General features: G+C 70.6%; 19 protein-coding genes and 1 pseudogene. 6 read left to right on the top strand and 14 right to left on the bottom strand.

The window, feature by feature from the left end:
* Positions 1 to 126: 126 nt before the first annotated feature.
* The 6 genes from AB0B98_RS09815 to AB0B98_RS09790 all read right to left on the bottom strand — a co-directional run bounded on the left by AB0B98_RS09815 (position 127) and on the right by AB0B98_RS09790 (position 5559).
* Positions 127 to 1305, bottom strand: coding sequence for an ROK family protein (locus AB0B98_RS09815; RefSeq protein WP_124819665.1), 1179 nt, complete (start codon positions 1303 to 1305; stop codon positions 127 to 129).
* A 260-nt stretch (positions 1306 to 1565) separates the two neighbouring features.
* Positions 1566 to 2591 (bottom strand): YihY/virulence factor BrkB family protein, encoded by a 1026-nt coding sequence (locus AB0B98_RS09810; protein WP_357361760.1) that lies wholly within the window; start codon positions 2589 to 2591, stop codon positions 1566 to 1568.
* A 64-nt stretch (positions 2592 to 2655) separates the two neighbouring features.
* On the bottom strand, positions 2656 to 3465 hold the full coding sequence (locus AB0B98_RS09805) for an ABC transporter permease (RefSeq protein WP_357361759.1): 810 nt from the start codon (positions 3463 to 3465) through the stop codon (positions 2656 to 2658).
* A gap of 86 nt (positions 3466 to 3551) precedes the next feature.
* On the bottom strand, positions 3552 to 4340 hold the full coding sequence (locus tag AB0B98_RS09800; RefSeq protein WP_357361758.1) for an ABC transporter permease: 789 nt from the start codon (positions 4338 to 4340) through the stop codon (positions 3552 to 3554).
* Positions 4341 to 4588: 248 nt separating this feature from the next.
* A complete protein-coding gene (locus tag AB0B98_RS09795) occupies positions 4589 to 4780 on the bottom strand; it encodes a DUF397 domain-containing protein (protein WP_357361757.1) in 192 nt (63 codons plus the stop codon).
* The gene (locus tag AB0B98_RS09790) at positions 4771 to 5559 is read right to left on the bottom strand and encodes a helix-turn-helix transcriptional regulator (protein ID WP_357361756.1); all 789 of its coding nucleotides are present in this window, start codon (positions 5557 to 5559) and stop codon (positions 4771 to 4773) included. Before AB0B98_RS09790 ends, AB0B98_RS09795 begins: the two co-directional genes overlap by 10 nt.
* Positions 5560 to 5847: 288 nt before the next feature.
* Here AB0B98_RS09790 and AB0B98_RS09785 point away from each other — a divergent pair, with 288 nt between their 5' ends.
* Positions 5848 to 6063 carry a flavin reductase gene (locus tag AB0B98_RS09785; RefSeq protein ID WP_238670351.1) on the top strand — a complete coding sequence of 72 codons (216 nt, stop codon included), beginning with the start codon at positions 5848 to 5850 and terminating at the stop codon, positions 6061 to 6063.
* Between the two features lie 110 nt (positions 6064 to 6173).
* Here the strand turns inward: AB0B98_RS09785 and AB0B98_RS09780 are convergent, their stop codons facing one another.
* A complete protein-coding gene (locus AB0B98_RS09780; RefSeq protein ID WP_357361755.1) occupies positions 6174 to 6713 on the bottom strand; it encodes a hypothetical protein in 540 nt (179 codons plus the stop codon).
* A 338-nt stretch (positions 6714 to 7051) separates the two neighbouring features.
* Positions 7052 to 7984 carry an ABC transporter ATP-binding protein gene (locus tag AB0B98_RS09775; protein WP_357361754.1) on the bottom strand — a complete coding sequence of 311 codons (933 nt, stop codon included), beginning with the start codon at positions 7982 to 7984 and terminating at the stop codon, positions 7052 to 7054.
* Between the two features lie 525 nt (positions 7985 to 8509).
* Here AB0B98_RS09775 and AB0B98_RS09770 point away from each other — a divergent pair.
* Positions 8510 to 10537 (top strand): TRAP transporter fused permease subunit, encoded by a 2028-nt coding sequence (locus AB0B98_RS09770; RefSeq protein ID WP_357361753.1) that lies wholly within the window; start codon positions 8510 to 8512, stop codon positions 10535 to 10537.
* On the top strand, positions 10534 to 11541 hold the full coding sequence (locus tag AB0B98_RS09765) for a TAXI family TRAP transporter solute-binding subunit (RefSeq protein ID WP_357361752.1): 1008 nt from the start codon (positions 10534 to 10536) through the stop codon (positions 11539 to 11541). The genes AB0B98_RS09770 and AB0B98_RS09765 overlap by 4 nt, the downstream gene beginning before the upstream one ends.
* Positions 11542 to 11549: 8 nt before the next feature.
* Here AB0B98_RS09765 and AB0B98_RS09760 read toward each other — a convergent pair whose 3' ends face one another.
* Complete coding sequence (locus AB0B98_RS09760; protein ID WP_357361751.1) at positions 11550 to 12086, bottom strand: hypothetical protein; 537 nt, start codon at positions 12084 to 12086, stop codon at positions 11550 to 11552.
* Positions 12087 to 13989 (bottom strand): annotated as a pseudogene (gene dnaG, locus AB0B98_RS09755) (DNA primase). It abuts the gene before it with no gap.
* A gap of 113 nt (positions 13990 to 14102) precedes the next feature.
* Between dnaG and AB0B98_RS09750 the strand changes: the two are divergent.
* Complete coding sequence (locus AB0B98_RS09750; RefSeq protein WP_357361750.1) at positions 14103 to 15308, top strand: low temperature requirement protein A; 1206 nt, start codon at positions 14103 to 14105, stop codon at positions 15306 to 15308.
* Positions 15309 to 15315: 7 nt separating this feature from the next.
* Here the strand turns inward: AB0B98_RS09750 and AB0B98_RS09745 are convergent, their stop codons facing one another.
* Genes AB0B98_RS09745 through AB0B98_RS09735 form a run of 3 tightly spaced genes read right to left on the bottom strand, consistent with a single transcriptional unit; the run spans position 15316 to position 17841 of the window.
* The gene (locus tag AB0B98_RS09745; RefSeq protein WP_357361749.1) at positions 15316 to 16164 is read right to left on the bottom strand and encodes a siderophore-interacting protein; all 849 of its coding nucleotides are present in this window, start codon (positions 16162 to 16164) and stop codon (positions 15316 to 15318) included.
* Between the two features lie 15 nt (positions 16165 to 16179).
* Positions 16180 to 17439, bottom strand: coding sequence for a deoxyguanosinetriphosphate triphosphohydrolase (locus tag AB0B98_RS09740; protein ID WP_357362016.1), 1260 nt, complete (start codon positions 17437 to 17439; stop codon positions 16180 to 16182).
* Positions 17440 to 17487: 48 nt separating this feature from the next.
* Entirely contained in the window at positions 17488 to 17841 is a 354-nt protein-coding gene (locus AB0B98_RS09735; protein ID WP_112675786.1) for a VOC family protein, read from the bottom strand.
* Positions 17842 to 18095: 254 nt separating this feature from the next.
* Here AB0B98_RS09735 and AB0B98_RS09730 point away from each other — a divergent pair, with 254 nt between their 5' ends.
* Positions 18096 to 18596 carry a roadblock/LC7 domain-containing protein gene (locus AB0B98_RS09730; RefSeq protein WP_357361748.1) on the top strand — a complete coding sequence of 167 codons (501 nt, stop codon included), beginning with the start codon at positions 18096 to 18098 and terminating at the stop codon, positions 18594 to 18596.
* A 42-nt stretch (positions 18597 to 18638) separates the two neighbouring features.
* On the opposite strand, the gene ppdK is transcribed toward AB0B98_RS09730, so the two are convergent.
* Positions 18639 to 21347, bottom strand: coding sequence for a pyruvate, phosphate dikinase (gene ppdK, locus AB0B98_RS09725; protein WP_357361747.1), 2709 nt, complete (start codon positions 21345 to 21347; stop codon positions 18639 to 18641).
* A gap of 316 nt (positions 21348 to 21663) precedes the next feature.
* Between ppdK and AB0B98_RS09720 the strand changes: the two genes are divergently transcribed.
* On the top strand, positions 21664 to 23331 hold the full coding sequence (locus tag AB0B98_RS09720; RefSeq protein WP_357361746.1) for a beta-N-acetylhexosaminidase: 1668 nt from the start codon (positions 21664 to 21666) through the stop codon (positions 23329 to 23331).
* Positions 23332 to 23468: the final 137 nt, after the last annotated feature.

The raw sequence follows: 23468 nt of genomic DNA, 5'->3' as shown, positions 1-23468 counted from the left end.
GCGACGGTGTCGGCGGGAGCCTCGACCAGCGGCGCCTCGGCGACGGCCTCGGCCGACGCGGTGGCGGGGTCATCCTCGGGCAGAGCCACAGTCTCCTCCTCGCTCACGACGGAATCTCGAACAGCTTCATGCGGCTTCCCCGAAGGCGACGTCGCTCGCGAGCACCGCAGCGCCGGTGACACCGGCACGGCCGCCCAGCTCGGACAGGACGACGGGAAGGTTGCCGGTGGCCAGCGGCAGCGACCGGCGGTAGACCACACTGCGGATCTCGGCGAGCAGGATGTGGCCCAGCTGGGCCAGCCCGCCACCGATCACGATCATGGACGGGTTGGTGAAGCTGACCAGGCCGGCGAGCACTCCGCCGACCCGCCGTCCGCCGTCCCGGATCAACTGGATGCAGGTCACGTCGCCCTCGACGGCGCCCTCGGCGACGTCCAGCGCGGTGACGACACCCCGCAGCGCCAGCCGCTCGGCCAGCGCCGGCGACGTGCCACTGCGGGCGGCGGCTGCGGCGTCCTTGGCCAGCGCGGCACCGCTGAACAGCGCCTCCAGGCAGCCGACGTTGCCGCAGGAGCACATCGGACCGTGCGAGTCGACCTGGATGTGCCCTATGTCGCCGGCACAGCCGTCGGTGCCCCGGTAGACCTCGCCGGTGAGGTAGATGCCGCACCCGATGCCGGTGCCGATCTTCACGAAGAGGAAGTCGTCCACCGAGTGGGCGACCCCACCGTGTCGCTCGCCGATCGCCATGATGTTGACGTCGTTGTCGACCACCGCCGGGCAGCCGTGCTCCCGGCTGAGCAGCTCACGCACCGGAAACCGGTCCCAGCCGGGCATGATCGGTGGTGAGACCGGAACGCCGTCGCGGAAGCTGACCGGGCCTGGTACGCCGATGCCGACCGCGTCCAGTCGCTCGTACGCGCCGTCGACCCGGGCCTTGTGCAGCAGTTCGTTGACCCGTTGCAGGGTCACCTTCGGGCCGTTGCGGATGTCGGCTGCCTCGGCGTAGTGGGCCACCGGTTCGAGGCGGCCGTTGACCACCTCGACGTCCATCGAACTGGCGCCGAGGTCGACGGCGGCGAAGCGCAGCTTCGGGTTCAGCTCGACAAGAGTCGAGCGACGCCCACCTCGGGATGCGGCGAGCCCGGCCTCGGCCACATAACCCAGCGTCACCAGGCGATCCAGCTCGGCCAGCATGCGCGGACGTGGCATCTGGAGCCGGTCGCCCAGCTCGGCCCGGGACACGGCGCCCTCGTCGCGGAGCAGCCGCAACAGGCGCACGTGCAGGGGGTCGACGGTGCGCATCCGGGCCCCCTCTTCTTTGGCAGCGTTCACATCGACGCAATGCCGATGTGTTGTGTCCGACACAGTAAGAGCGTTCCACGCCACCTGTCCAGAGCTTCAGCCGTTCCGAGACCAACTTTTGTCCGAAAGAACAAAAGCTACTAGTCGATCAAGGAAAGGATCACGGACGGCCCGCGCTCCCTCGCCCGCAGTTCCATCGACGGACACGCAAACGCCCCGCCAGCCGAACCTCGGTGGCGGGGCGATCGGTGCGGGGACCGTCAGCGGCGGCCGGCAGAGTTGCGCTTCTTGCGGAGCTTGCGGTCGTCGCGCAGCTCGACGTACGGCTCGTCGTCCACAGCGTGGCCGGCCGAGATCGCACGGCTGCGCTCCAACTCCGCGTCGAACTCCGCCCCCAGCAGGATCGCGATGTTGCTCAGCCAGAGCCAGACCAGGAAGATGATCACCCCGGCCAGCGTCCCGTACGTCTTGTTGTACGAGCCAAAGTTGCTCACGTAGAAGGCGAACAAGCCGGAGATCACCAGCCAGATCACCACTGCCAGCACGCCACCCGGGCTGACCCAGCGGAAGCCGCCGTGCCGCGCGTTCGGCGAGGCCCAGTAGAGGATCGCGAACATCAGGCTGACCAGGATCAGCAGGACCGGCCACTTGGCGACGTCCCACACCGTGACGGCCGTCGAGCCGAGCCCGATCACGTCACCCACTGTTTCGGCGAGGCGGCCGGTGAAGACCACGATCACCGCGCTGACCAGCAGTAGCACTCCGACCACCGCTGTCACGCCGAGCCGGATCGGCAGCGTCTTCCAGATCGGCCGGCCCTCCGGCACGTCATAGATGGTGTTCGAGGCACGCATGAACGCACCGATGTAGCCGGACGCGGACCAGAACGCGGCCAACAGACCGATGATCGCCGCGATGCTGGCCAGGCCGCCGTTCTCCTGGGCGGTTTTGATCGCACCCTCGATGATCTTCTGGATGCTGTCGTTCGGCACCGCCTGGTTGACAGTGTCCTTGACGCCCTCGGTGGCGCTCTCGCCGAGCAGGCCGAGCAGGGAGATCAGCACCAGCACGCCGGGGAAGATGGACAGCACCCCGTAGTAGGTCAGCGCCGCGGCCCAGTCGGTCAGGCTGTCGTCCTGGAATTCGGTGATCGTCCGGCGCATCGCCGCCTTCCAGCCGCTGCCGGGCAGGTCGGTGGGGCTGTCCGGGCCCGCGTCGGGCCCGACCGGCGTGGTGGCGGGATCACGCTCCCGCTCACGCTGGGCGGAAGACTCGTCCGAGGCCATCGCCCCTCCTCGTGGTCGGCGGTGTCACCTCCGGACATGCCCCGTCGACGGGCGCGGATAACCCCTACTTGTAGAGCAACCTCGCCAATCGGCGAGAAGCCACCGTCAGGCCGACCGCCACCATCGCCACGAGGTAGAGCACGTCGAGCAGCCAGAACCAACCGCCACTGCCCAGCGCGACCCCCCGGATCAGGTGCACCGACCGGTACAGCGGGGTGATCTCGACGAGCCAGTGCAGCACTGTCGGATAGGCCTGCGCCGGCACGAAAGTGCCGGAGAAGAGGAAGAGCGTGAACTGCGCGGAGCCCACCAGGTCAAAATCCTGCCAGCTACGCATGAAGGTGGAGATCGCCATACCGAGCGCCCCGAACGCGAACCCGACCAGCACTGCGGCCGGGAGAGCGGTCAGCGCCCGGCTGACGCTGGTCAACTCCAGCGCGACCATCACGCCGAGGAACGCCGCCGAGTAGGCGCTGCCCCGCAGCATCGCCCAGCCCAATTCGCCGACTGCGATCTCGAACGGCCGTACTGGGGTGGCGATCATCCCGTCGTACAGCTTCATGTACTTCATCTTGCCGAAGAAATTGAATGTGGTCTCCGCGAGCACCCCGGTCATCGCCGAGGCGGCGAGCATCGCCGGGGCCACGAACTCGGCGTACGAGACCAGCCGCCCGTCGGGCAGCGGCAGGTCGCCGACCAGCGCGCCGACGCCCACCCCGATGGAGAGCAGATAGAGCAGCGGCTCCACGAAGCCGGAGAGCAGCAGCAGCCAGTAGACCGACTTCAGCGCCGCGACGTTGCGCCCGGCCACCGACGCCGACCGCCGGGACGCGGCGGAAACGTCGACCAGTCGGGGCAGGATCAGCGTGACCACGACACCCTCTCTGCTTGATCTTCAAACGACGAGTCTGTTGGGGCCTGCTCGGCTGCCGGACCGGCTCGGCTGCCGGACCAGCTCGGCTAGACGACGAGCTTGCGACGGAACGCGCGCACCGCCAGCAACCAGCCGGCGACCGCCCAGGCGGCCAGGTAGAGCAGGTGCCCGACGATCGACCACTGTGGGGCGACGCCGAGCGTGGCCGCGCGGCACAGGTCCACGGCGTGCCACAACGGCGTCGCGTACGCCAGCCAGCGCAGCGCCTCGGGCAACGACTCGACCGGAAAGAACACCCCGGCGAAGAGCGTCATCGGGATGACCGCGAACCGGAACAGCATCGCCAACCAGTTGTCGCTGGACACCGACGCGGCGTACGCGAAGGTCGGCGCGGCGACGGCCAGCCCGAGCAACGCCACCACCGGCAGGGTGACCACCGCCCACGGCGACCGCAGCGCCCCGAACAGCCCGGTGACCAGCAGGAACGCGGCGATAGTGGTGAGCACCCGGAACAGCACGAAGGCCAGGTGCCCGGCCACGATGTCGCCCACCCGCAGCGGTGACGCGCCCTGCGAGAAGTAGGTCTTGACCCACTGGAAGTTGCTGAACACCGGCCAGGTCGAGTCACCGACTGTCACCTGGAGCGCGGTCGAGGCGATCAGCCCGGGGACCAGCCAGTCCAGGTAACGAACCCCGTCGACGCCCTGGTCGATGTAGGCGCCGACGCCCACCCCGAACCCGAGGACGGTCAGCACCGGCAGCAGGAACGAGGAGAACACCCCGGCCCGCCAGGTGCGCCGCAGCCCCACCAGGTAGTGCTCGAACACCGCGTACGCCGGCACCCATGGGAACCGCGCCGATCCCGCCACACTCACCCGATCACCCCGCCCACCGCGCCGGCCACCACGACCTGTCTACCCCCGGGGTACGACAGACCGGCGGCCACCCTACGACGACCCCGCCGACGTGTCGCCCGGGTTTCGCCACGTCGGCCTGGGTCTCGCCGCGTCGGCCAGGTTCCCGCTCGTTGATCGACTCGGTTTTCAGGAAGTCGCGGTGTCAGAGCCGCCCTGATGCCCCGATTTCCTGAAGGCCGAGTGGATCTTGACGGCGTGGCCGCTGTCTAGCGGCGAACGGCGCCGGACTCGACGAATGCGCGCCACGCGTCGGGCGGAAAGACCAGCACAGCACCGGTCGGGTCTTTGGAGTCGCGCACCGCCACCAGCCCAGGCAAATTGCTGGCGACCTCCACACAGTTGCCGCCATCCGGGCCGCTACGAATGCTCTTGCGCCACCGGGCACCGGTTAGATCCATGTCTCCGCCACTTCCGCCATGAGATCGAGGGATTGCCCGTGCGATAGTGCCTCACCGCGGATCGACTCCCACACCTCGACCATCTGCCGGACGTACTCGGCGCGGTCGATGACCTGCCCGTGACGCTGTCCAGCGAGATAGACAAGGTCTTCCCCCTGGGACGAGCTTGCGATCACGAACGGTCCTCCGAGCCCAGCGTAAGCACCGACGGGAGTCGGCACTACCTGGATTCGGACCCTCGGGAACGCCGTGCCGAGCTTCACGAGATGCTGAACTTGCTCGCGCATAACTCCCGGCCCGCCGACAGATCGGCGCAACACGTGCTCGTCGATCACGGCGGTGAGCAACGGAGGCCGGTCGCGGGTGAGCAGTCTCTGACGGTCCAGCCGGGTTGCCACCTGCTGCTCGACCTCGTCCGCCGCGAACAAGCCGCCACCGGTCAGTAGCGCGCGGGCGTACCCCTCGGTTTGCAAGAGGCCTGGCACACACAGCGGCTCGAACGAGCGCAGCGCGGTGGTCTCCTGCTCGATGCCGGCCCAGTCGCGGAACCACGGCACCACGGCCTCCCGGCTGATCCGCCGCTGGATGCGTTCGAACCGACCGTCGACAGCGAACACGGCGTCACATCGGCGGGCGAAGTCCAGGCTTGGCCGGCGCTCGGATGTCTCCACCTTGGCGACCAGCGCCCCGGAATAGCTCAACGCCTCGGCCAGCGCCGCCTGCGACATCCCGTTGGCGGCCCGGGCCAGTCGCAGCTCCTCGGCGAAGTGCTCCAGCATGGACGAACCTTCCACGGACAACCCCCGTACATTCCCGTACCGTGCCGGGCCGATCGCCGTACGCGCTGGTCGTCGGCGTGCGGAACCTCCCACCGTAGTCGGATCCTCACCAGACTGTCACGCAGCGGAACCGCTCACGGGATCCAGACGGCGGGCGGAACCAGGCCGGGAGCGCCCCGTGACCCCCGATCCGGGGCGCTCCCACCCACCCGATGGAGGTTCCTTCGTGCGACTGACCTGGTCGGCTCATCACGGCGGCGGGCACTGATGCCGCGGTACCGCCCGCACGTGGCGGCACGCCCGTCCTGGCGCTGCCGGGTCTGCGGCGCGGCGTGGCCCTGCTCGCCGGCCCGGCTGGCGCTGCTCGGCGAGTACCGCGAGGACCGGATCGGCCTGCTCATCTACCTCGCCGCGTTGCTCTACGAGGCGGCCGGGGATCTCGCCGGACAGGCCGGTCAGGACCGACTGACCGATCGATTCATCACCTGGGCCAGAGCCCGTTGAGCGTGATCGTTGGCAGCTCAGCGTGCTCGACGCGCGGGAACGGTTGTTGCTGAGCTGCCAACGATCGGACCCGCGAACCGTCAACGATCGGGCCCGCGGTCTGCGCGCGGTCAGGCCGGTCGGTACGCGCGGACCAGCGCCTGCACGGCGTAACCGAGCAGCAGCAGTCCCGCGCCGACGCCCACCACCAGACCGGCGGAGACCGCCGAGGCGAGGCCGGTGACGAGACCCGCCACCGCCACCAGGCACAGCGCGACGCCGAGCGGGCGAAGCAGCGGGTCCCTCAGGAGCGGGGCGAGCGGGAAGAAGTGCAGACCGACCACCAGGCAGACCAGCACGGGAACGTACTCGGACCAGTTGGCCGCGACCAGCACCGCGGCACCCAGCCCGGCGGCGGCGAACTCGGCCCCGACGATGAGCAGGTACGGGCGGTCGGCGGCCCGGTCCCGGGGGCTGCCGGCCCGCCGCAGTCGGGAGGACAGCACACCGCCCAGCGCGGCGGTGAGCAGCGCGACGATGCTGCCCACCACGAGCAGGGCACGCAGCGGCTGCTCCGCCGCCGGGACACTGAACCAGACCATCGCGAAGATGCCCAGGTAGACGGCGGTCAGACCGGCCTGACGTCGGTTGGCGGCCACCAGATCAGACATGAAACTCCCCCGTGTTACGACAGATCGGCGGTCACCCTACGACGTTCCCGTCGGCTTGTCGCCCGCGTTCCACCCAGTCGTCAGGGCCCCGCCCACTGCCTGGCGCTCTCGGGCTCCAGCTCCCTGATCGACTCGGGTTTCAGGAAATCGGGCTGCCCGCTCGGCCGCATCACCCCGACTTTCAGGAAGCCGAGTCGATCAAGCGGGCGCCGGGGCGACACGAAGCCGAGTCGATCAAGCGGGGTCTGAGGCGACACGAAGCCGAGTCGATCAAGCGGGGGCCGGGGCGATACGCCGACGATGTCGCGGGCTGAGCCGTCAACGGTCCTCTTGGCCTGTCAGTCGACAAGGGTGCGGCCGGTCAGGTGCAGGAAGACGTCCTCCAGGCCACTGCGCCGGACCAGCACGTTCGCCGGTTGGAGCCCCAACGCGGTGACTTCGGCGACCGCCGCGTCGCCGTCGGGCACGTAGAGCAGGACCCGGTCGGGCAACACCTCGACCCGCTCCCCCAGCCCGTCGAGCTTGCCGGCGAACGGTTCCTGCGACTCGGCGGCGAAGCGCAGCTCGACCACCTCACGGGTCGAGTGCTGCTCGATCAGCGCCCGGGGCGAGCCCTCCGCGACGATCCGGCCGCCGTCCATCACCACCAGGCGGTCGCAGAGCTGCTCGGCCTCGTCCATGTAGTGCGTGGTGAGCACCAGCGTGACGCCCTGCTGCTTGAGCCGGAACAGCCGCTCCCACACCAGGTGCCGGGCCTGCGGGTCGAGCCCGGTGGTCGGCTCGTCGAGCAGCACGATCTCCGGATTGTTCACCAGCGCGCGGGCGATTGTCAGCCGACGCTTCATCCCACCGGACAGCGGCTCGACCTTGCTGTCGGCCCGTTCGGTGAGCTGGACGAAGTCGAGCAGCTCGGCGGCGCGCTCCCGGGCCGCCCGCCGGGAGATGCCGAAGTAGCGGGCGTAGACGGTGAGATTTTCCCGGACGGTCAGCTCCGGATCGAGATTGTCCAGCTGGGGGCACACCCCGAGCCGCGCCCGGATCGCCGGCCCGTCAGCCACCGGATCCATGTCGAGGATGCGCAACTCACCCCCGCTGGGTGGGGAGATGCAGCCGACCATCCGCATGGTGGACGACTTGCCCGCGCCGTTGGGCCCGAGGAAGCCGAACGCCTCACCCGGCAGCACCTCGACGTCGATGCCGTCCACGGCGGTGAAATCGCCGAACCGCTTCACCAGCCCGCGAGCCTGAATCAGTGGTCGCTCCGAAGTCACCGCCCGACCCTAACCGCCGGGTCCGACACCCCTCCACGCAAATATCCGCCGGCGACCGGCCGTCCGTCGACATGCCGATACCGCCGACGGCGAAACACCGATCAATGCCCCACCGGTCAGCTGATCGACGTGTATCGTCCTCTCGTGTCGCCCATCAGCTCCCCCGATGGTTCGCCTTCACCTGCGCGACCAGCCAACTCTCCCGTTGATGGGCCCGCAGCGACGCCCGGCGGCGGGCCACCCCGACCAAGGTCGGGAGCCGACCCGGCAGAGCCCGACAGCGCCCACCCGCCCAACCCCACCACCCTCGCAACCGAGCCCGACCCGAGCGAGCCCGGCACCACGACCGAGCCCGGCAGCACAAGCGGGCCCGGCACCACGACCGAGCCCGGCAGCACAAGCGGGCCCGGCACCACAAGCGGGCCCGACACCACGAACAGGCCCGACACCACAAGCGAGCCTGGTGCCGCCGAGCGGGCGACTCGGGACCTGGCCGCCCAGTTCGAGGACGAGAAACCGGGACGGGTGCTCTCCGGGCCGGCGGGCCTGCTCCTCACCGCGGCGGCGCTGGCGGTCGGCGCTCTCGCCCTGTGGCAGGTGTTCCGCCCTCTGTCGCAGGGCAGCAAGTATTACCTGATCATCTTCCTGGCCGGCGTACTCCCGCTGGTCTTCCTCGCCTACCCGGCCGACCTGCGGCTGCCGGCCCGCCTGCGCTTCTGGCGACGAGGCACCAGTCGCGTCGGGGCCACCGACAGCGACAGGGGCACTCCGGCACTCGTGTCGTCGGGGCCGACAGTGACCGACTGGGCTCTGGTCGTCCTGGCGGTCGCCGCCTGTCTCTACCCCGTCCTGCCGATCCGGATCGGTAGCGGTGGCGGCGGCTACAACGCGTTCCTCGACCGGCAGGGTCTGCTGACGCCGACGGATCTGGTGTTCGGCACCATCCTGCTGCTCCTGCTGCTGGAAGCGTGTCGACGTGCCACCGGTTGGATCCTGCCGGCGGTCTGCCTGCTGTTCCTCGGCTACGGCTACTACGGCGGGTTGTTGCCGCAGTCCTGGCCGGTCGCGCACGCCGGGCTCGACTTCAGTCAACTGGTCGACGCGTTCTACAACTCCGACAGCGGCTTCTACGGCACGCCACTCGACGTGGCCGCCTCGTACATCGTGCTGTTCACCATCTACGGCGCGGTGCTGGAGTTGTCCGGGGCCGGGCGGTTCTTCGTCGAGTTGTCGGCGGCGGCGTTCCGTCGCTCGCGTACCGCCGCCGGCCGGACGGCGGTGGCCTCGGGTTTCCTGCTCGGCACCGTCTCCGGTTCCGGCGCGGCGACGACGGTGAGCATCGGCGCGGTCACCTGGCCGCTGCTGCGCCGCGCCGGTTACCCGCCGGAGCGGGCGGGCGGCATGCTGGCCGCGGCCGGGGTCGGCGCCATCCTGTCCCCGCCCACACTGGGCGCGGCGGCGTTCATCATCGCCGAGTACCTGGGCGTCTCGTACCTTCAGGTGCTGGGCTGGGCGACGGTGCCGACGGTGCTCTACTACCTCGGCATCCTGCTCGCCGTGGAGATCGACGCGCGCCGGTCCGGCGTACGCCCAGTGGTGATCGACGTCGGCTCGCCCTGGCGGCTGCTGGCCCGGTTCGGCTACCACTTCGCCTCACTGATCGCCATCATCGTGTTCCTCGCGGTCGGTGTGTCCGCGACGCGGGCCGTCGTGTTCGCCATCGTCCTCGCCGTCGTGCTCTCCTACCTGGACCGCGCGCACCGACTCACCCCGGGCCGGCTGGTGACAGCGCTCGTCACCGGCGTACGCGGCGTCCTCGCCGTCACAGCGGTCTGCGCCGCCGCCGGCATTATCACGGCGACCACGACGAAGACCGGCCTCGGGCCGCAGGCGGCGGCGCTGCTGATCGGTGGGGCGCAGGCGGCCACGTCGGACCCGACGCTGGTGCTGGTGCTCACCGCGCTGCTCGCCGCCGTCGCGCTCAGCCTGCTGGGCCTGGCCGTGCCGGTCACCGCGTCGTTCGTGATCGGTTGGGTGATCGTCGGTCCGGCCCTGCTCGACCTGGGCGTCACCGCGCCGGCGGCGGCGATGTTCGTCTTCTACTTCGCGGTGCTGTCTGAGGTGTCCCCACCGACCGCGCTCGCCGCGGTGGCCGCCGCCGCGGTCACCGGCGGCCGGCTGGTGCCGACCATGTGGCAGACCCTGCGGTACGCGCTGCCGGCTTACCTGACCCCGATCGCGTTCGTCATCACGCCGGCCGGGCTCGGTCTGCTCGGCATCGGTGGCGTCCAGCGGATCGCCTTCGCCGCCGGAGTCACAGCGCTCAGCGTGGCGGTGCTCGCCGTCGCCGCCGGTGGCTGGCTGCCCGGCGTGGGCCCGGCCGGCGCCCCGGAACGGGTACTGGGCGCCCTCGCCGGTGTCACATTGCTCTGGCTCGAACCAGTGCCGGTCACTGTCGGCGCGGCACTGGCCGTCGTCGCGGCGGCGGGCGTGTTCATCCGACGCGGTGCCGCCGGCCGGTCATCGTCCGATCCTGTGGAGGAGAAACTGTGAGACGAATCGACGTACGGCTCGCGGCGGGCCTGAGCGTGCTCGCCCTCGTCGCGGGGTGTGGAGGTCAGCAGGGCGGCGCGGCCACTGACGACACGGCCAGCGAGGTCACCTGCGAGGTGACCAAGGAGACCCGCGTCGGCATCGCCACCGGCAACGCGACAGGCGTCTACTACGTGGTCGGCAACGCACTGGCCGGGCAGTTGTCCGGGGCGACCGACGGCAAGCTCACCGGCACCGCCGCCGAGACCGGCGCGTCGGTGCAGAACGTCGAACAACTGGTCGGTGGCCAGTACGACGTGGCGTTCTCGCTGTTCGACACGGCTGTCAACGCGGTGGAGGGCAAGGGCAACTTCACCGCGCCGCAGCCGGTGGAGGCGCTGACCCGCATCTACGACAACTACACCCAGGTGGTGGTCCGCAACGACTCCGGGATCACCTCGGTGGCCGACATGCGGGGCAAGCGGATCTCCACGGGTTCACCGAAGTCGGGCACTGAGGTGATCGCCAACCGGCTGTTGGAGGCCGCCGGCCTCGACCCGGCCAAGGACGTCCGGGCGCAGCGACTGGACCTCACCAAGACTGTCGAGGGGATCAAGGACGGCAGCGTCGACGGCTTCTTCTGGTCCGGTGGTCTGCCCACCGGTGGCCTCACCGACCTGTTCACCACTGCCGGCGACACTGTGAAGTTCGTCGACGTCTCACCGTTGCTGCCGAAGATGACGGCGTTGAGCCCCGGCTATCAGGAAGGCACGATCGGACGGGACGCGTACCGGACGGCGACCGACACCCCGACCATCGTCGTGCCCAACGTCCTGTTGGTCCGCAAGGACCTGGACGCCAACGTCGCCTGCGCGATCACCCGCACAGTGTTCGACAAGCGCGACGCCTTGGCCCAGGCAAACCCGGCGGCGAAGGGGATCTCGCTGGAAAAGGCCCGCAGGACCCTGCCGGTGCCGCTGCACCGCGGCGCGGAGAAGGCGCTGAACGACCTGGGGGCGAAATGACCCGCCGGTCAGACGTCGGCCGGCGCGGTGGCGGCGCGGGCCACACCGACCAGCCGGTCGGTCTCGGCGAGCACTGACTCGTCGTCAGCCGGAGTGCCGGGGTCGAGTCGGACCGTCCAGGTCAGACCGTCGACCCCGGCCACGCGCCGGGCCGCGACCCGCGCCGCGCCGCCGGGCACCGGCTGGTGCTCGGTGTACGCGACCGAACGGGTCACCCGGGCCCGCACCTGGTGCGGCAACTCCCCCGGGTCGAGCAGCAGGTACGTCTCGGCCGGACCGTCGGCGACCACCGTGTAGCCGTCCCGCTCGACGAGCGGCTCGGCGGGGGTGACCGTCAGCTCCCGGCCGGACCAGACCGCCTTGAGGATGCTGTGCCACCCGAACCGGTGCCCCCGACCGGGCAACCACAACCCGAGGTTGGTGGCGACCACCACCCCGTCGCCCTCGCCGTTGCCGGCGGCGGCCCAGGCCAACACCCGCTCGTCGGCGGCCAGCGGCGGCCGGTCGGCCGGCGGCAGCTTCGGCTTGCGGCTGAACAGTCCCATCTAGAGGCCTCCCGCAGCCTGCTCGCGCAACGCCCGGGCGTGCTGCTCCAGGGACAGCAGCTCACCGAAGGCGGCGAAGTACTCGTCCTTGTTGTTGACCGGGTTGATCCGCTGGATGCGTGACTTGAGGTCCCGGACCCGGGCGGTCACCGACCCGAACTGCACCCGGGCCATGGTGATCGACACGTAGCGCGGGTCCGGTTCGCCGTCGATCCGCAGTGGTTCGACGGCCAACTCACCGACGAGCGCCGCGGCCGCCAGGTCGTCGCAGGCATCGCGGACCGACTCGATCCAGACCGCGCCGCCGGTCGCCGACGCGGCGCCGCCGGCCGCCGCGATGGCGGTACGCACCGCGACGTGCACCGGGTGGCGGTATTCGGTGGCCTCGACCGCGTCGAACATCGGCCCGGCCAGAACCGGTTGCTGGAGGGCGAGTTTGAGCGCCTCCCGTTCGACCATCGACTGCGGGCTGTCCACCGCCGGCTCGGGGCGGGCCGAGGTTGGCCGGGCCGCGGGGGTGGCCTCGCGGGTGTTGGACGGCGCGGCGTTGCCGGCGGCGAGCACTGCCCGCTGCACCGGCTCGATTTCCATGCCGAGGTCCATGGCGAGCTTGCGGACGTACTCCGGGCGCTTCTCCCGGTCCTTCAGGCGCGCGACCAGCGGCGCGGCGTGGCGCATCGCCTCGACCCGGCCGTCGACGGTGTCCAGGTCGAAGCGGCTGATCACGTGTCGCAGCGCGAAGTCGACGAGCGGCTCGCGGCGGGCGACCAGGTCACGCACCGCCAGGTCGCCCTTGGCCAGCCGCAGGTCGCACGGGTCCATGTTGTCCGGGCTGACCGCTATGAACGTGCGCCCGACGAAGCGCTGGTCGTCTTCGAAGGCGCGCAGCGCGGCCTTCTGACCGGCGGCGTCGCCGTCGAAGGTGAAGATGATCTCGCCGGCCACCTCGTCGCTGTCGAACAGGAGCCGACGCAGGACGGAGATGTGGTCCGCGGCGAAGGCGGTGCCACAGGTCGCCACCGCCGTGGTCACCCCGGCCAGGTGACAGGCCATCACGTCGGTGTAACCCTCGACGATCACCGCCCGACCCTGCTTGGCGATCTCCCGCTTGGCCTGGTCGATGCCGTAGAGCACGTGCGACTTCTTGTAGATCGGCGTCTCGGGGGTGTTCAGGTACTTCGGGCCGTCGTCGTCGTCGAAGAGCTTGCGCGCGCCGAAGCCGATCACGTCGCCGGCGAGGTCGCGGATCGGCCAGAGCAGCCGGCGACGGAACCGGTCGATCAGGGTGCCGGAACGGGACTCCCGGGACAGCCCGGCGGTGACCAGCTCCTGGTGGGTGAAGCCCTGCTGGCGCAGGTGCTTGGTGAGCGGGTCCCAACCCTCGGGCGCGAAGCCACAGCCGTAGCGCTCTGCGGCGGCCCTGTCGAAGCCCCGTCGCGCCAGGAACTCCCGTGCCGGCCGGGCGCCGGCGGTGCTCAGTTGCGCGCTGTAGAACTGGACGGCGGCGGCGTGCGCGGCGACCAGGCGCTGCCGCTGGCCCTGCTGCGGGCGGGGACGCGGGGTGCCCTTGTCGTCCTCGATGTAGCGCAGTTGGATGCCGGCGCGGCCGGCGAGCCGCTCGACGGACTCCACGAAGCTGAGGTGGTCGGCGTCCATCAGGAACTTGATCGCGTCCCCGCCGGCCCCGCAGCCGAAGCAGTACCAGACGTTGCGGGCCGGGGACACGTTGAACGACGGGCTCTTCTCGTCGTGGAACGGGCACAGACCCTTGAGGTTGCCACCGCCGGCGGACTTCAGGGTGACCGTCTCGGAGATCACATCCCCGATCGAGGTGCGTTCCCGGACCAGTGCGATGTCCTCGTCCCGGATCCGCCCAGCCATGCGCCACCCCCTCGCCGTACATCCTGCCCTGCCGGACCGACGACACGCCGGCCGGGGGACACCGGTGTGGCGGCGACCGCTGCCGGCTCGGCGGTTCCGGCACGCAGGCCAGGTCCGCACGGGGACCATGACCAGATGCGCCGGGTACGGACCCAAGCCCCCCGCCTGCCGAGATGGCTGGCCGATCGGATGGGGCTACCCGGGCAGACCCCGCAGACGGACGAGGCCGGCCATCGGCACGCCACCTGGCTGGAGCTCTTCCTCGACCTCATCTTCGTGTACGCCCTCGCGGCGGTGGTGGCCCGCCTGCGTGACGACACCACTCCGTCGCCAGGCGCCGTGCTGGCCGTGATCGGGCTCTTCGTGGTGATCCAGTGGGCCTGGATGGGGCAGGTCTACTACGACACCAGGTTCGATCCGGACGACGCGCTGCACCGGGTGCTGGTGCTCGTCGCGCTGGTGGGCGCGGGCGCGATCACGCTCGGGGTCGACGAGGTGCCGGAGAGCGTGCTCCTGCCCATCGGGTATCTGATCGTGCGGGGTGTGCTGCTCCTGCTGTACCTGCGCGCCCGTCCCACCAGCGCGGAAGCCCGAACTGTGACGACTGTCTACCTGATCGGCTTCGGGTCGGGCTGGCTGATCTGGTTGGTGTCGCTGATCGTGCCCACCGAGCTGCGGCCCGTCCTGTGGATCGTCGCGATGCTGATCGAGCTGGCCACGCCGTGGGTCGGGGTGCGCTGGCTCAACCGCTGGCCGGTGGACAACAGGCACCTGCCGGAACGGATCGGGCAGTTCACCATCATCGTGCTCGGCAGCGCGCTGGCCAGCCTGCTCTTCGCCGTGCCGGACCATCCCCCGCCACACATGATCCTCACCGCCGCGTTGGCCTTCCTGATCCCGGCGGCCGTCTGGTGGGTCTACACCACATTCGTCACCACCCGCCTCCTTCAGCGACGGCTACGTGGCGGGCAGGCGTACAGCTACCTGCACATCCCGCTCGGCGGTGCGCTGTTGCTGCTCGGCTGGTCGCTCGGGCAGGTGGTCCGGCTGGTCGACGACAACGCGAACCACCTGCCGCTGGAATTGCGGCTGCTCCTCGGCACGTCGATGGTGATCTGGACGCTCTGCGGTCTCGCCCTGTACTGGTTGTGGGCCCGGCCGAGCCCCGCCCGGTTGGCGATCGCCGTCTACGGGGTGGTCTCGGTCGCTCTGATCACCACGACGGTCCACCAACCGAGGCTGATGCTGTCGCTGCTCTCCCTGGCTGTCGTCGGGTACGCCGTCCTGGTCAGCCGGCGACTGGCCAGGGCCGGCGAGGCAGACCGGACGCCCGAGGGATGAGCGGCGCTCAGGCCACCCCGGCCGGCTCGGCGACACTCGTCTCCTCGGCCGCCACCTGCTGATTCCAGTCGGCCTTGGTGGAGCGCCAGCCCTCGTCGTCCATGCCGCGTCGCCAGTAACCGGAGATGGAGAGCCGGTCCAGCGGTACGCCCCGCTCGCCACGCAGCAGCCGGCGCAACTCCCTGACGAAGGCGGCCTCGCCGTGCACGAACGCGTGCACCTGGCCGGCCGGGAACTCCAGTGCCCGCACCGCCTCGACCAGCGCCTCGCCCACCGGGCGTTCGCCACGATGCAGCCAGGTCAGCTCGACCGCCCCGGGGCTGAGCAGCTTCTGCTCCTCCGCCGGGTCGGCGATCTCCACGAAGACGTGGGCCGGGGCGCCCAGCGGGAGGCGCTCCAGCGCGGCGGCGATCGCCGGCAGGGCGCTCTCGTCACCGACCAGCAGATGCCAGTCCGCCTCCGGGCTCGGGGCGTACGCGCCGCCGGGGCCGACGAAGTGCACCGGGTCGCCGGGACGCAGCGCGGCGGCCCACGGGCCGGCCAACCCCTCGTCGCCGTGGTGCACCACGTCGACGGTCAGCTCCCCGGAGAGCGGATCCCAGCGCCGCACCGTGTACGCGCGCAGCCGGGGCCACTGCTCCCGAGGCAGGTCCCGGCGGATCGCGGCGAGGTCCAGCGGCTGCGGGTACGCGACGCCCTGCTGCGGGAACACCACCTTGATGTAGTGGTCGGTGAACTCGCCCACCGGCAGGCCGACCAGTTCGTCCCCACCGAGGACGAGCCGGATCAGGTGCGGGGTGGGCCGCTCGGTGCGCAGCACCCGGGCCGAGGTGACGTTCCTGGAGCGTTCCGTCATGTCAGTTAGGCTAGCCTAAGCTAGCCCGTGCTCGGTCGGGGGTGTCCCCTTGCCGACCAGGCGGGTGTGCCAGGTCACCGCCGCCGGGTCGGTGAGCGAGGCGACCTGGTCGATCACCACCCGCAGTCTGGCCCGGTCGTCTGGGGCGGCCCGCCACAACGGGGCGAAGATCGGATCGAGCCCTTCCGGGGCACACCGGACCAGCGCGGCGACCAACTCCGCCAGCATCGTCCGCTGCCGCTCGTAGCGGCCCCGGAAGCCACTGCGACGCATCACGTACCGCAGCGCGATGCCCTTGAGCAGCGCACACTGCGCGCGTACCAGCCGGGGCACCACCAGATCGGCGGCGTAGCGGCGGTGCGGGCCCGGACCGAAGCGTTCCTCCGTCGCCGCCACCGCCGCGGACACGAACAGCCCGGTCACCCCGCTGGTGGTGGCCTTCAACGCGACCTGCGCGCGATGGCTGCCGTCGTACCCGGTGAACGGGGCGAGCAGCGGACCGGCCAGCAGATCGACGAGCACCTCGGCCAGGTCCGCCGCGGACTCCCCGGAGTAGGCGGCGGCGACATCGGCGCAGAGCGCGGCCCGCTCGTCGGCGTCGGTGAGCAGTCTGTGCAACGTGACGTAACCACCGTGGATGCCGTCCTCCACGTCGTGCACCGAGTACGCGACGTCGTCGGCCCAGTCCATCACCTGGGCCTCCAGGCAGCGCCGGTCGCCGGGCGCGCCAGCCCGGATCCAGTCGAAGACAGCGGCGTCGTCGGCGTACACCCCGAACTTGCGCTCCCCCGGCCGGCGCGGCCAGGGGTACTTGCCGATCGCGTCCAGCGACGCCCGGGTCAGGTTCAACCCGGCGGACGAGCCGTCCGGGGCGAGCACCTTCGCCTCCAGGCGGGTCAACACCCGCAAGGTCTGCGCGTTGCCCTCGAAACCACCGCACGGCGTGGCGAGCAGATCCAGCGCAGCCTCGCCGTTGTGCCCGAACGGCGGGTGCCCGAGGTCGTGCGCGAGCCCCGCCACGTCCACCACGTCCGGGTCACAGCCCAGCCGGGCACCCATCTCCCGGGCGATCTGGGCCACCTCCAACGAGTGCGTCAGCCGCGTACGCAGGAAGTCGTCGGTGCCGGCGGTGTGCACCTGGGTCTTGGTGGCCAGCCGGCGAAACGCCGCCGAGTGCAGCACCCGGGCCCGGTCGCGCTCGTACGGCGACCGGCGATGCCCGGTGTCCTTGGGCGGCTCCTCGACCAACCGCGATTCCGCCGCCCCCGGCTCGATTCTCACGCAGCCGCCGTTGTCAGCGACTGCGGGGCTCGCAACACCGGCTCACTCCTCGCGCTCACGAAGTACGCAGAACTCGTTGCCCTCGGGGTCGGCCAGCACCGTCCACTCGACGTCGCCCTGACCGATGTCGACGTGCCGGGCGCCCATGTCGACCAGACGCTCGACCTCGGCTTCCTGGTTGGCGGGCCGCAGGTCGAGGTGCAGCCGGTTCTTGCGCTCCTTGCCCTCGGCCACCGGGCCGAAGAACAGAGCGGGCAACTGGTCCGGGGACTGGCGGATCTCCACGCCGCTCGGAGTCTCGGTGACCACCTGATAGCCGAGCGCCTCGGCCCACCAACGGGCCAGTCGGGCCGGATCGCGGGCGTCGACAGTCAGGCTCTCCCAGACACTGGTCATGCAGTCACCTCTTCCCGTTCGACGCGGCGCCCAATCGGCCGTGTTCGAGCGGACCAAGATTACGCCCGCCACCACTGCTCGACCCGCCCACGACGCATCGACGGAGGGCACACATCCACCGATTGGCCCGCAGTTGCCAACCGATTGCCGAGGGTTACGGGCTCGCGGCCGGAAGTCGCCACCGGTAGCGTTCCCAGCGCGGAACGTGACCAGCCGACTGACACGCAGAGCCCGACCGGTGAGGGGTAACGCTCGTGGACGCAGACACGGTGATGGGAACGGAGCTACGCGGGCTGCGCCAGCGCCGACCCGACATCGCCGGCACGGTGCTCGCGGGCACCGACGGCCTGCTCATCTCCAGCGACCTGCCCAGCACCGACGCCACCCATCTCGCCGCGCTCGCCGCCGCGAGTTTCGGGCTCGGTCACCGGGTGGCCGACACCGTCCGGCAGGGCGAGTTCCGGGAATCGGTGGTGTGCACCACCGCCGGCTGCGTGGTCACCTACCCGGCCGGGCGCAGCGCCCTGCTGACCCTCGTCACAGTCTCGGCGGCAGGCGACCTGGAGGCGCTGCACGAGGAGGCGCGGGCGGTGGCCCGTCGGGCGGGGTCGTTCCTGGACGTTCGCGGCGCAGGCATCGGCGCGACAGCCGTACCGGACGCGCACGCCCCGCTGGCCACGCGTACCCCGATGGCGACCCTGCCGGCGCAGTTGCGCCGCTCGTCCCGACCCACCTGGCGTCGTCCGCCGATCTGAGCGTCGGCGGCGGCCGGGTGACCAGGCCGCCGCCGACGTGCGTCAGCGGCTGTCCGACCCGCCGGTCTCCACTACCGCCCGACCGGCCTCCAGCCGGGCCACCGGCACCCGGAACGGCGAACAGGACACGTAGTCCAGGCCGACCTCGTGGAAGAAGTGCACCGAGTCCGGGTCGCCTCCATGCTCACCGCAGATGCCCAGCTTCAGACCGGGCCGGGCGGCCCGACCCTCCTCGGCGGCGATCCGCACCAACCGACCGACGCCGTCGCGGTCGATCGACTCGAACGGCGAGATGCCGAAGATGCCCAACTCCAGGTAGCGCCAGAAGAACGCGCCCTCGACGTCGTCGCGGGAGAAGCCCCAGCCCATCTGCGTCAGGTCGTTGGTGCCGAACGAGAAGAACTCGGCGGCCTCGGCGATCTGCCCGGCGGTCAGCGCCGCCCGGGGCACCTCGATCATGGTGCCGATCAGGACCTCGACGCCGCTGTCCCCGACCACCTCGGCAATGATCTTCTCGGCCTCGGCGCGAACCGTCTCCAGCTCCTGCACCGCGCCGACCAGCGGCACCATGATCTCCGGCTTGGCCACGCCCCCGTTGCGGGCGCAACTGACCGCCGCCTCGGCGATGGCGCGGACCTGCATCGCGAACAGGCCGGGGATGACCAGCCCGAGGCGTACACCCCGCAGCCCGAGCATCGGGTTCTCCTCGTGCATCCGCCGGACGGCGGCGAGCAGCGCCTCCTCCTTGGCCACGTCCTCGCCGCGTTCCTGCGCGACAGCCACGTTGACGGCGAGCTGCTCCAGCGGCGGCAGGAACTCGTGCAACGGCGGATCGATGAGCCGGACGGTGACCGGCAGGCCGTCCATCTCGCGGAAGATCTCCTCGAAGTCGGCCCGCTGCAACGGCAGCAGCGCCGCCAGCGCCGCCTCCCGCTCGCCCGGGGCCCGGGCCAGGATCAGCCGCTCGACCAGCTCCCGACGGTCACCGAGGAACATGTGCTCGGTGCGGCACAGCCCGATGCCCTCGGCGCCGAAGCGCCGGGCCCGGGCCGCGTCCGCGCCGGTGTCGGCGTTCGTGCGGACCGCCAGCCGCCGCTTCCCGTCGGCGTGCGTCATGATCCGGTGTACGGCCCGGACCAGCGCGTTGTCGATGTGCTCGGGGTCGAGGCTGCCCTCGAAGTACTGCACGACCTCGGAGGGCATGACCGGCACCTCGCCGAGGTAGACCTTGCCGGTGGTGCCGTCGATGGACACCACATCGCCCTCGGTGACGGTCTGCCCGGCCACCGTGAACCGCTTCGCCGGCACGTTCACCTCGATCTCGTCGGCACCGGAGACACAGGTCTTGCCCATGCCCCGGGCCACCACAGCGGCGTGGCTGGTCTTGCCGCCGCGCGAGGTGAGGATGCCCTTCGCGGCGATCATGCCGTTCAGGTCGTCCGGGTTGGTCTCCCGGCGCACCAGGATCACCGACTCGCCCTCGGCGGCCAGCTCGACGGCTCGGGCGGAGGTGAAGACCACTTTGCCGGACGCCGCGCCGGGCGATGCGCCGATGCCCTTGGCGACCGGTTGGAACTCGTGGTCGAGCTGGAAGCGCGGGAACATCAGCTGGGCCAGTTGCGCGCCGTTGACCCGGTGCAGCGCCTCGTCCAGGTCGATCAGGCCCTCGTCGACGAGTTGCCCGGCGATGACGAACGCGGCGGCGGCGGTGCGCTTGCCGACCCGGGTCTGCAACATCCACAGCTTGCCGCGTTCGATGGTGAACTCGATGTCGCAGAGGTCCTTGTAGTGCTCCTCCAGCCGGGCCATGATGCCGAGCAGCTCGTCGTAGGAGGCCTTGTCGAGCTGCTCCAACTCCTGCAACGGCACTGTGTTGCGGATGCCGGCGACCACGTCCTCGCCCTGGGCGTTGGCAAGGTAGTCGCCGTAGATGCCCTGCGCGCCGCTGGCCGGGTCACGGGTGAACGCGACACCGGTGCCGGAATCCGGGCCGAGGTTGCCGAAGACCATCGTCACCACGTTGACAGCGGTGCCCAGGTCGGCCGGGATGCGCTCCTGGCGGCGGTAGAGCACCGCGCGCTCGGCGTTCCACGACTCGAAGACCGCCCGGATGGCCAGGTCGAGCTGTTCGCGTGGCTGCTGCGGGAACTCCCGACCGGTGTGCTTCAAGAAGATCTTCTTGTACGCGTCGACCAGCCCGCGCAGGTCGTCGGCGTCCAGATCCAGGTCGTTGTGGGTGCCCTTGGCGTGCTTGGCGTCGTCGAGCGCGTGCTCGAACTCCTCGCCCGGCACCTCGCAGACGGTCTTGCCGAACATCTGGATGAGTCGCCGGTAGGAGTCCCAGGCGAACCTGTCGTTCTGACCGGCCTGGGCGGAGAGCCCGACGACGCTCTGGTCGTTGAGACCGACGTTGAGGACGGTCTCCATCATGCCGGGCATGGAGAACTTGGCACCGGAGCGGACCGAGACCAGCAGCGGGTCCTGCGGGTCACCGAGGCGCTTGCCCATCGCGCGCTCCAGCGATTCCAGGTGCGCCTCGATCTGACCAGCGAGCCCGTCCGGCTCCCGCCCCGTCGCGAGGTACGCCTGACACGCCTCGGTGGTGATGGTGAAGCCGGGCGGAACGGGCAGGCCCAGGTTGGTCATCTCCGCGAGGTTTGCCCCCTTGCCGCCGAGCAGTTCCTTGAGCTCCTTGTTGCCTTCGGAGAAGTCGTAGACGTACTTGTGATCGACGGTCTCTTGCGCTGCCACCAGAGCCTCCACAACACACGCGCCGGATTGACACTTAACGAAGGTTCAGTTTTCTTCTTCCCCGGGACGGACCACCGGTAATCCCGGGGTCAACGTCGATCGGTGGGCGAAGGTTAAGCGAACATCGAGTGACCTGGGACCGTTCGGTGACAATTGGCACAGCCATCACGACTATCCGTGTTCGTACCGGTTTTTGGGAACGCTTCCATGCGCACCATCACGCATCCCGGCCGAGCGTCGTACGCTTGACGACACGCCAGCCGGTGAACCTCACTTTTGCCATAACCGACGCGAATACACCCCCGGAGTCGCCGCCGTGTCGACCATCCCCTCCCCCGGCCCCACCGCCGTCCCCGTGCCGCTGTCGGCGGGGGAACCCGACGCGGCCACGCTGGCCCGCACCGCCGAGCAGACCGCCGGCACGTTGCTCGCCCCGGCGGCCCCGCACCGGCTGGCCGATGTCGTTCCCGCCCCAGGGCAGGTCCAGCCGGACCCGACCGGCGACTGGGTGCTCACGGCCGAAGCGGTAATCGTGTCCAGCGCCGACCCCGCCGCGTTGGCGGTCGCCGAGCAGCTCGCCCAGCTCCTGCGTCCGGCCACCGGCTACCCGCTGCCGGTCACCGACGCCACCGCGCCGGAGCCCGCCGGCGGCATCGCGCTGGTGCTCGACGACAGCGCCGACCTCGGCGCGGAGGGCTACCGCCTCGACATCGCCACCGACGGGGCACGCGTCACCGCCGCCACCGCCGCCGGCCTCTTCTACGGCGTACAGACGCTGCGCCAACTGTTGCCAGCGGCGATCGAGAGTCCGACCCCGGTCACCGAACGCTGGGCGCTGCCCGGCGGGACCATCACCGACGTACCCCGGTTCCCCTACCGGGGCGCGATGCTCGACGTCGCGCGGCACTTCTTCGCCGTCGAGGACGTGCTGCGGGTGGTCGACCACCTGGCCCGCTACAAGCTCAACCACCTGCATCTGCACCTCACCGACGACCAGGGCTGGCGGATCGCCGTCGGCTCCTGGCCGAAGCTGACCACCATCGGCGGGACGACCGAGGTCGGCGGCGGCCCCGGCGGGCACTACACGAAGGCCGACTACGCGCGGATCGTCTCCTACGCGGCCGCCCGCCACATCACCGTCGTCCCGGAGATCGACCTCCCGGGGCACACCAACTCGGCGCTGGTCGCGTACCCGGAGCTGGCACCGGACAAGATCGCACCGCCGCCGTACACCGGCACCGAGGTCGGCTTCAGCTACGTCGACCCGGCCGACGAGCGCACGTACGACTTCGTCGCCGACGTGCTGCGCGAGGTGGCCGCGCTCACCCCCGGCCCCTGGCTGCACATCGGCGGTGACGAGGCGTTCAAGGTCAAGGGCGAGGTCTACACCGGTTTCGTCGAGCGGGTCCAGCGCATCGTGGCCGACCTCGGCAAGACCGTCGTCGGCTGGCACCAGCTCGCGCCGGCCGCCCACCTCGACGGGCGGGTCCTGCAGTGGTGGGGCACGAACGGCGAAGACCCCACCACAGTCGACGCCGTACGCCGGGGCGCCCGACTGATCGTCTCCCCCGGCAACCACGCCTACCTGGACATGAAGTACGCCCCGGACACCCCGATCGGGCACGACTGGGCCGGTCTCATCGACGTGCGAAAGGCGTACGACTGGGACCCGGGCACGCACGTCGCCGACGTACCCGCCGAGGCGGTTCTCGGTGTGGAGGCCCCGCTCTGGACCGAGTCGGTCACCTCGCTGGCCGACATCGAACTCCTGCTCCTGCCCCGCCTCCCGGCCATCGCAGAGCTGGGCTGGTCCACCCGGGCGACCCACGACTGGGCCGACTTCCGCGACCGCCTGGCCGGCCAGGGCCCGCGTTGGACGACGGCCGGGATCACCTTCCACCGCGCGCCCGAGATCCCCTGGCCGACCGCACCAACCATCCCGACACAGCGCACCACGCCCCAACCCGACACCGCCACCCCCTGACCCCCGCGTTAGGCCCGCACCCGACCCCCGCCCCCTCGATCAGGCCGGTCCGGGTGCACGAACGGCACAGATCCGGGCGCACGAACGGCACAGACGGCGTGATCCACTCGCGTTTCATGAAGTCGGGGCATCCCCGG

It is taken from the genome of Micromonospora sp. NPDC048947 (genome assembly GCF_040649495.1).
Taxonomy (GTDB): Bacteria; Actinomycetota; Actinomycetes; order Mycobacteriales; family Micromonosporaceae; genus Micromonospora; species Micromonospora alfalfae.
Note: the sequence above shows the minus strand (reverse complement) of the source record. Positions and strands in the feature narration are given on the sequence as shown.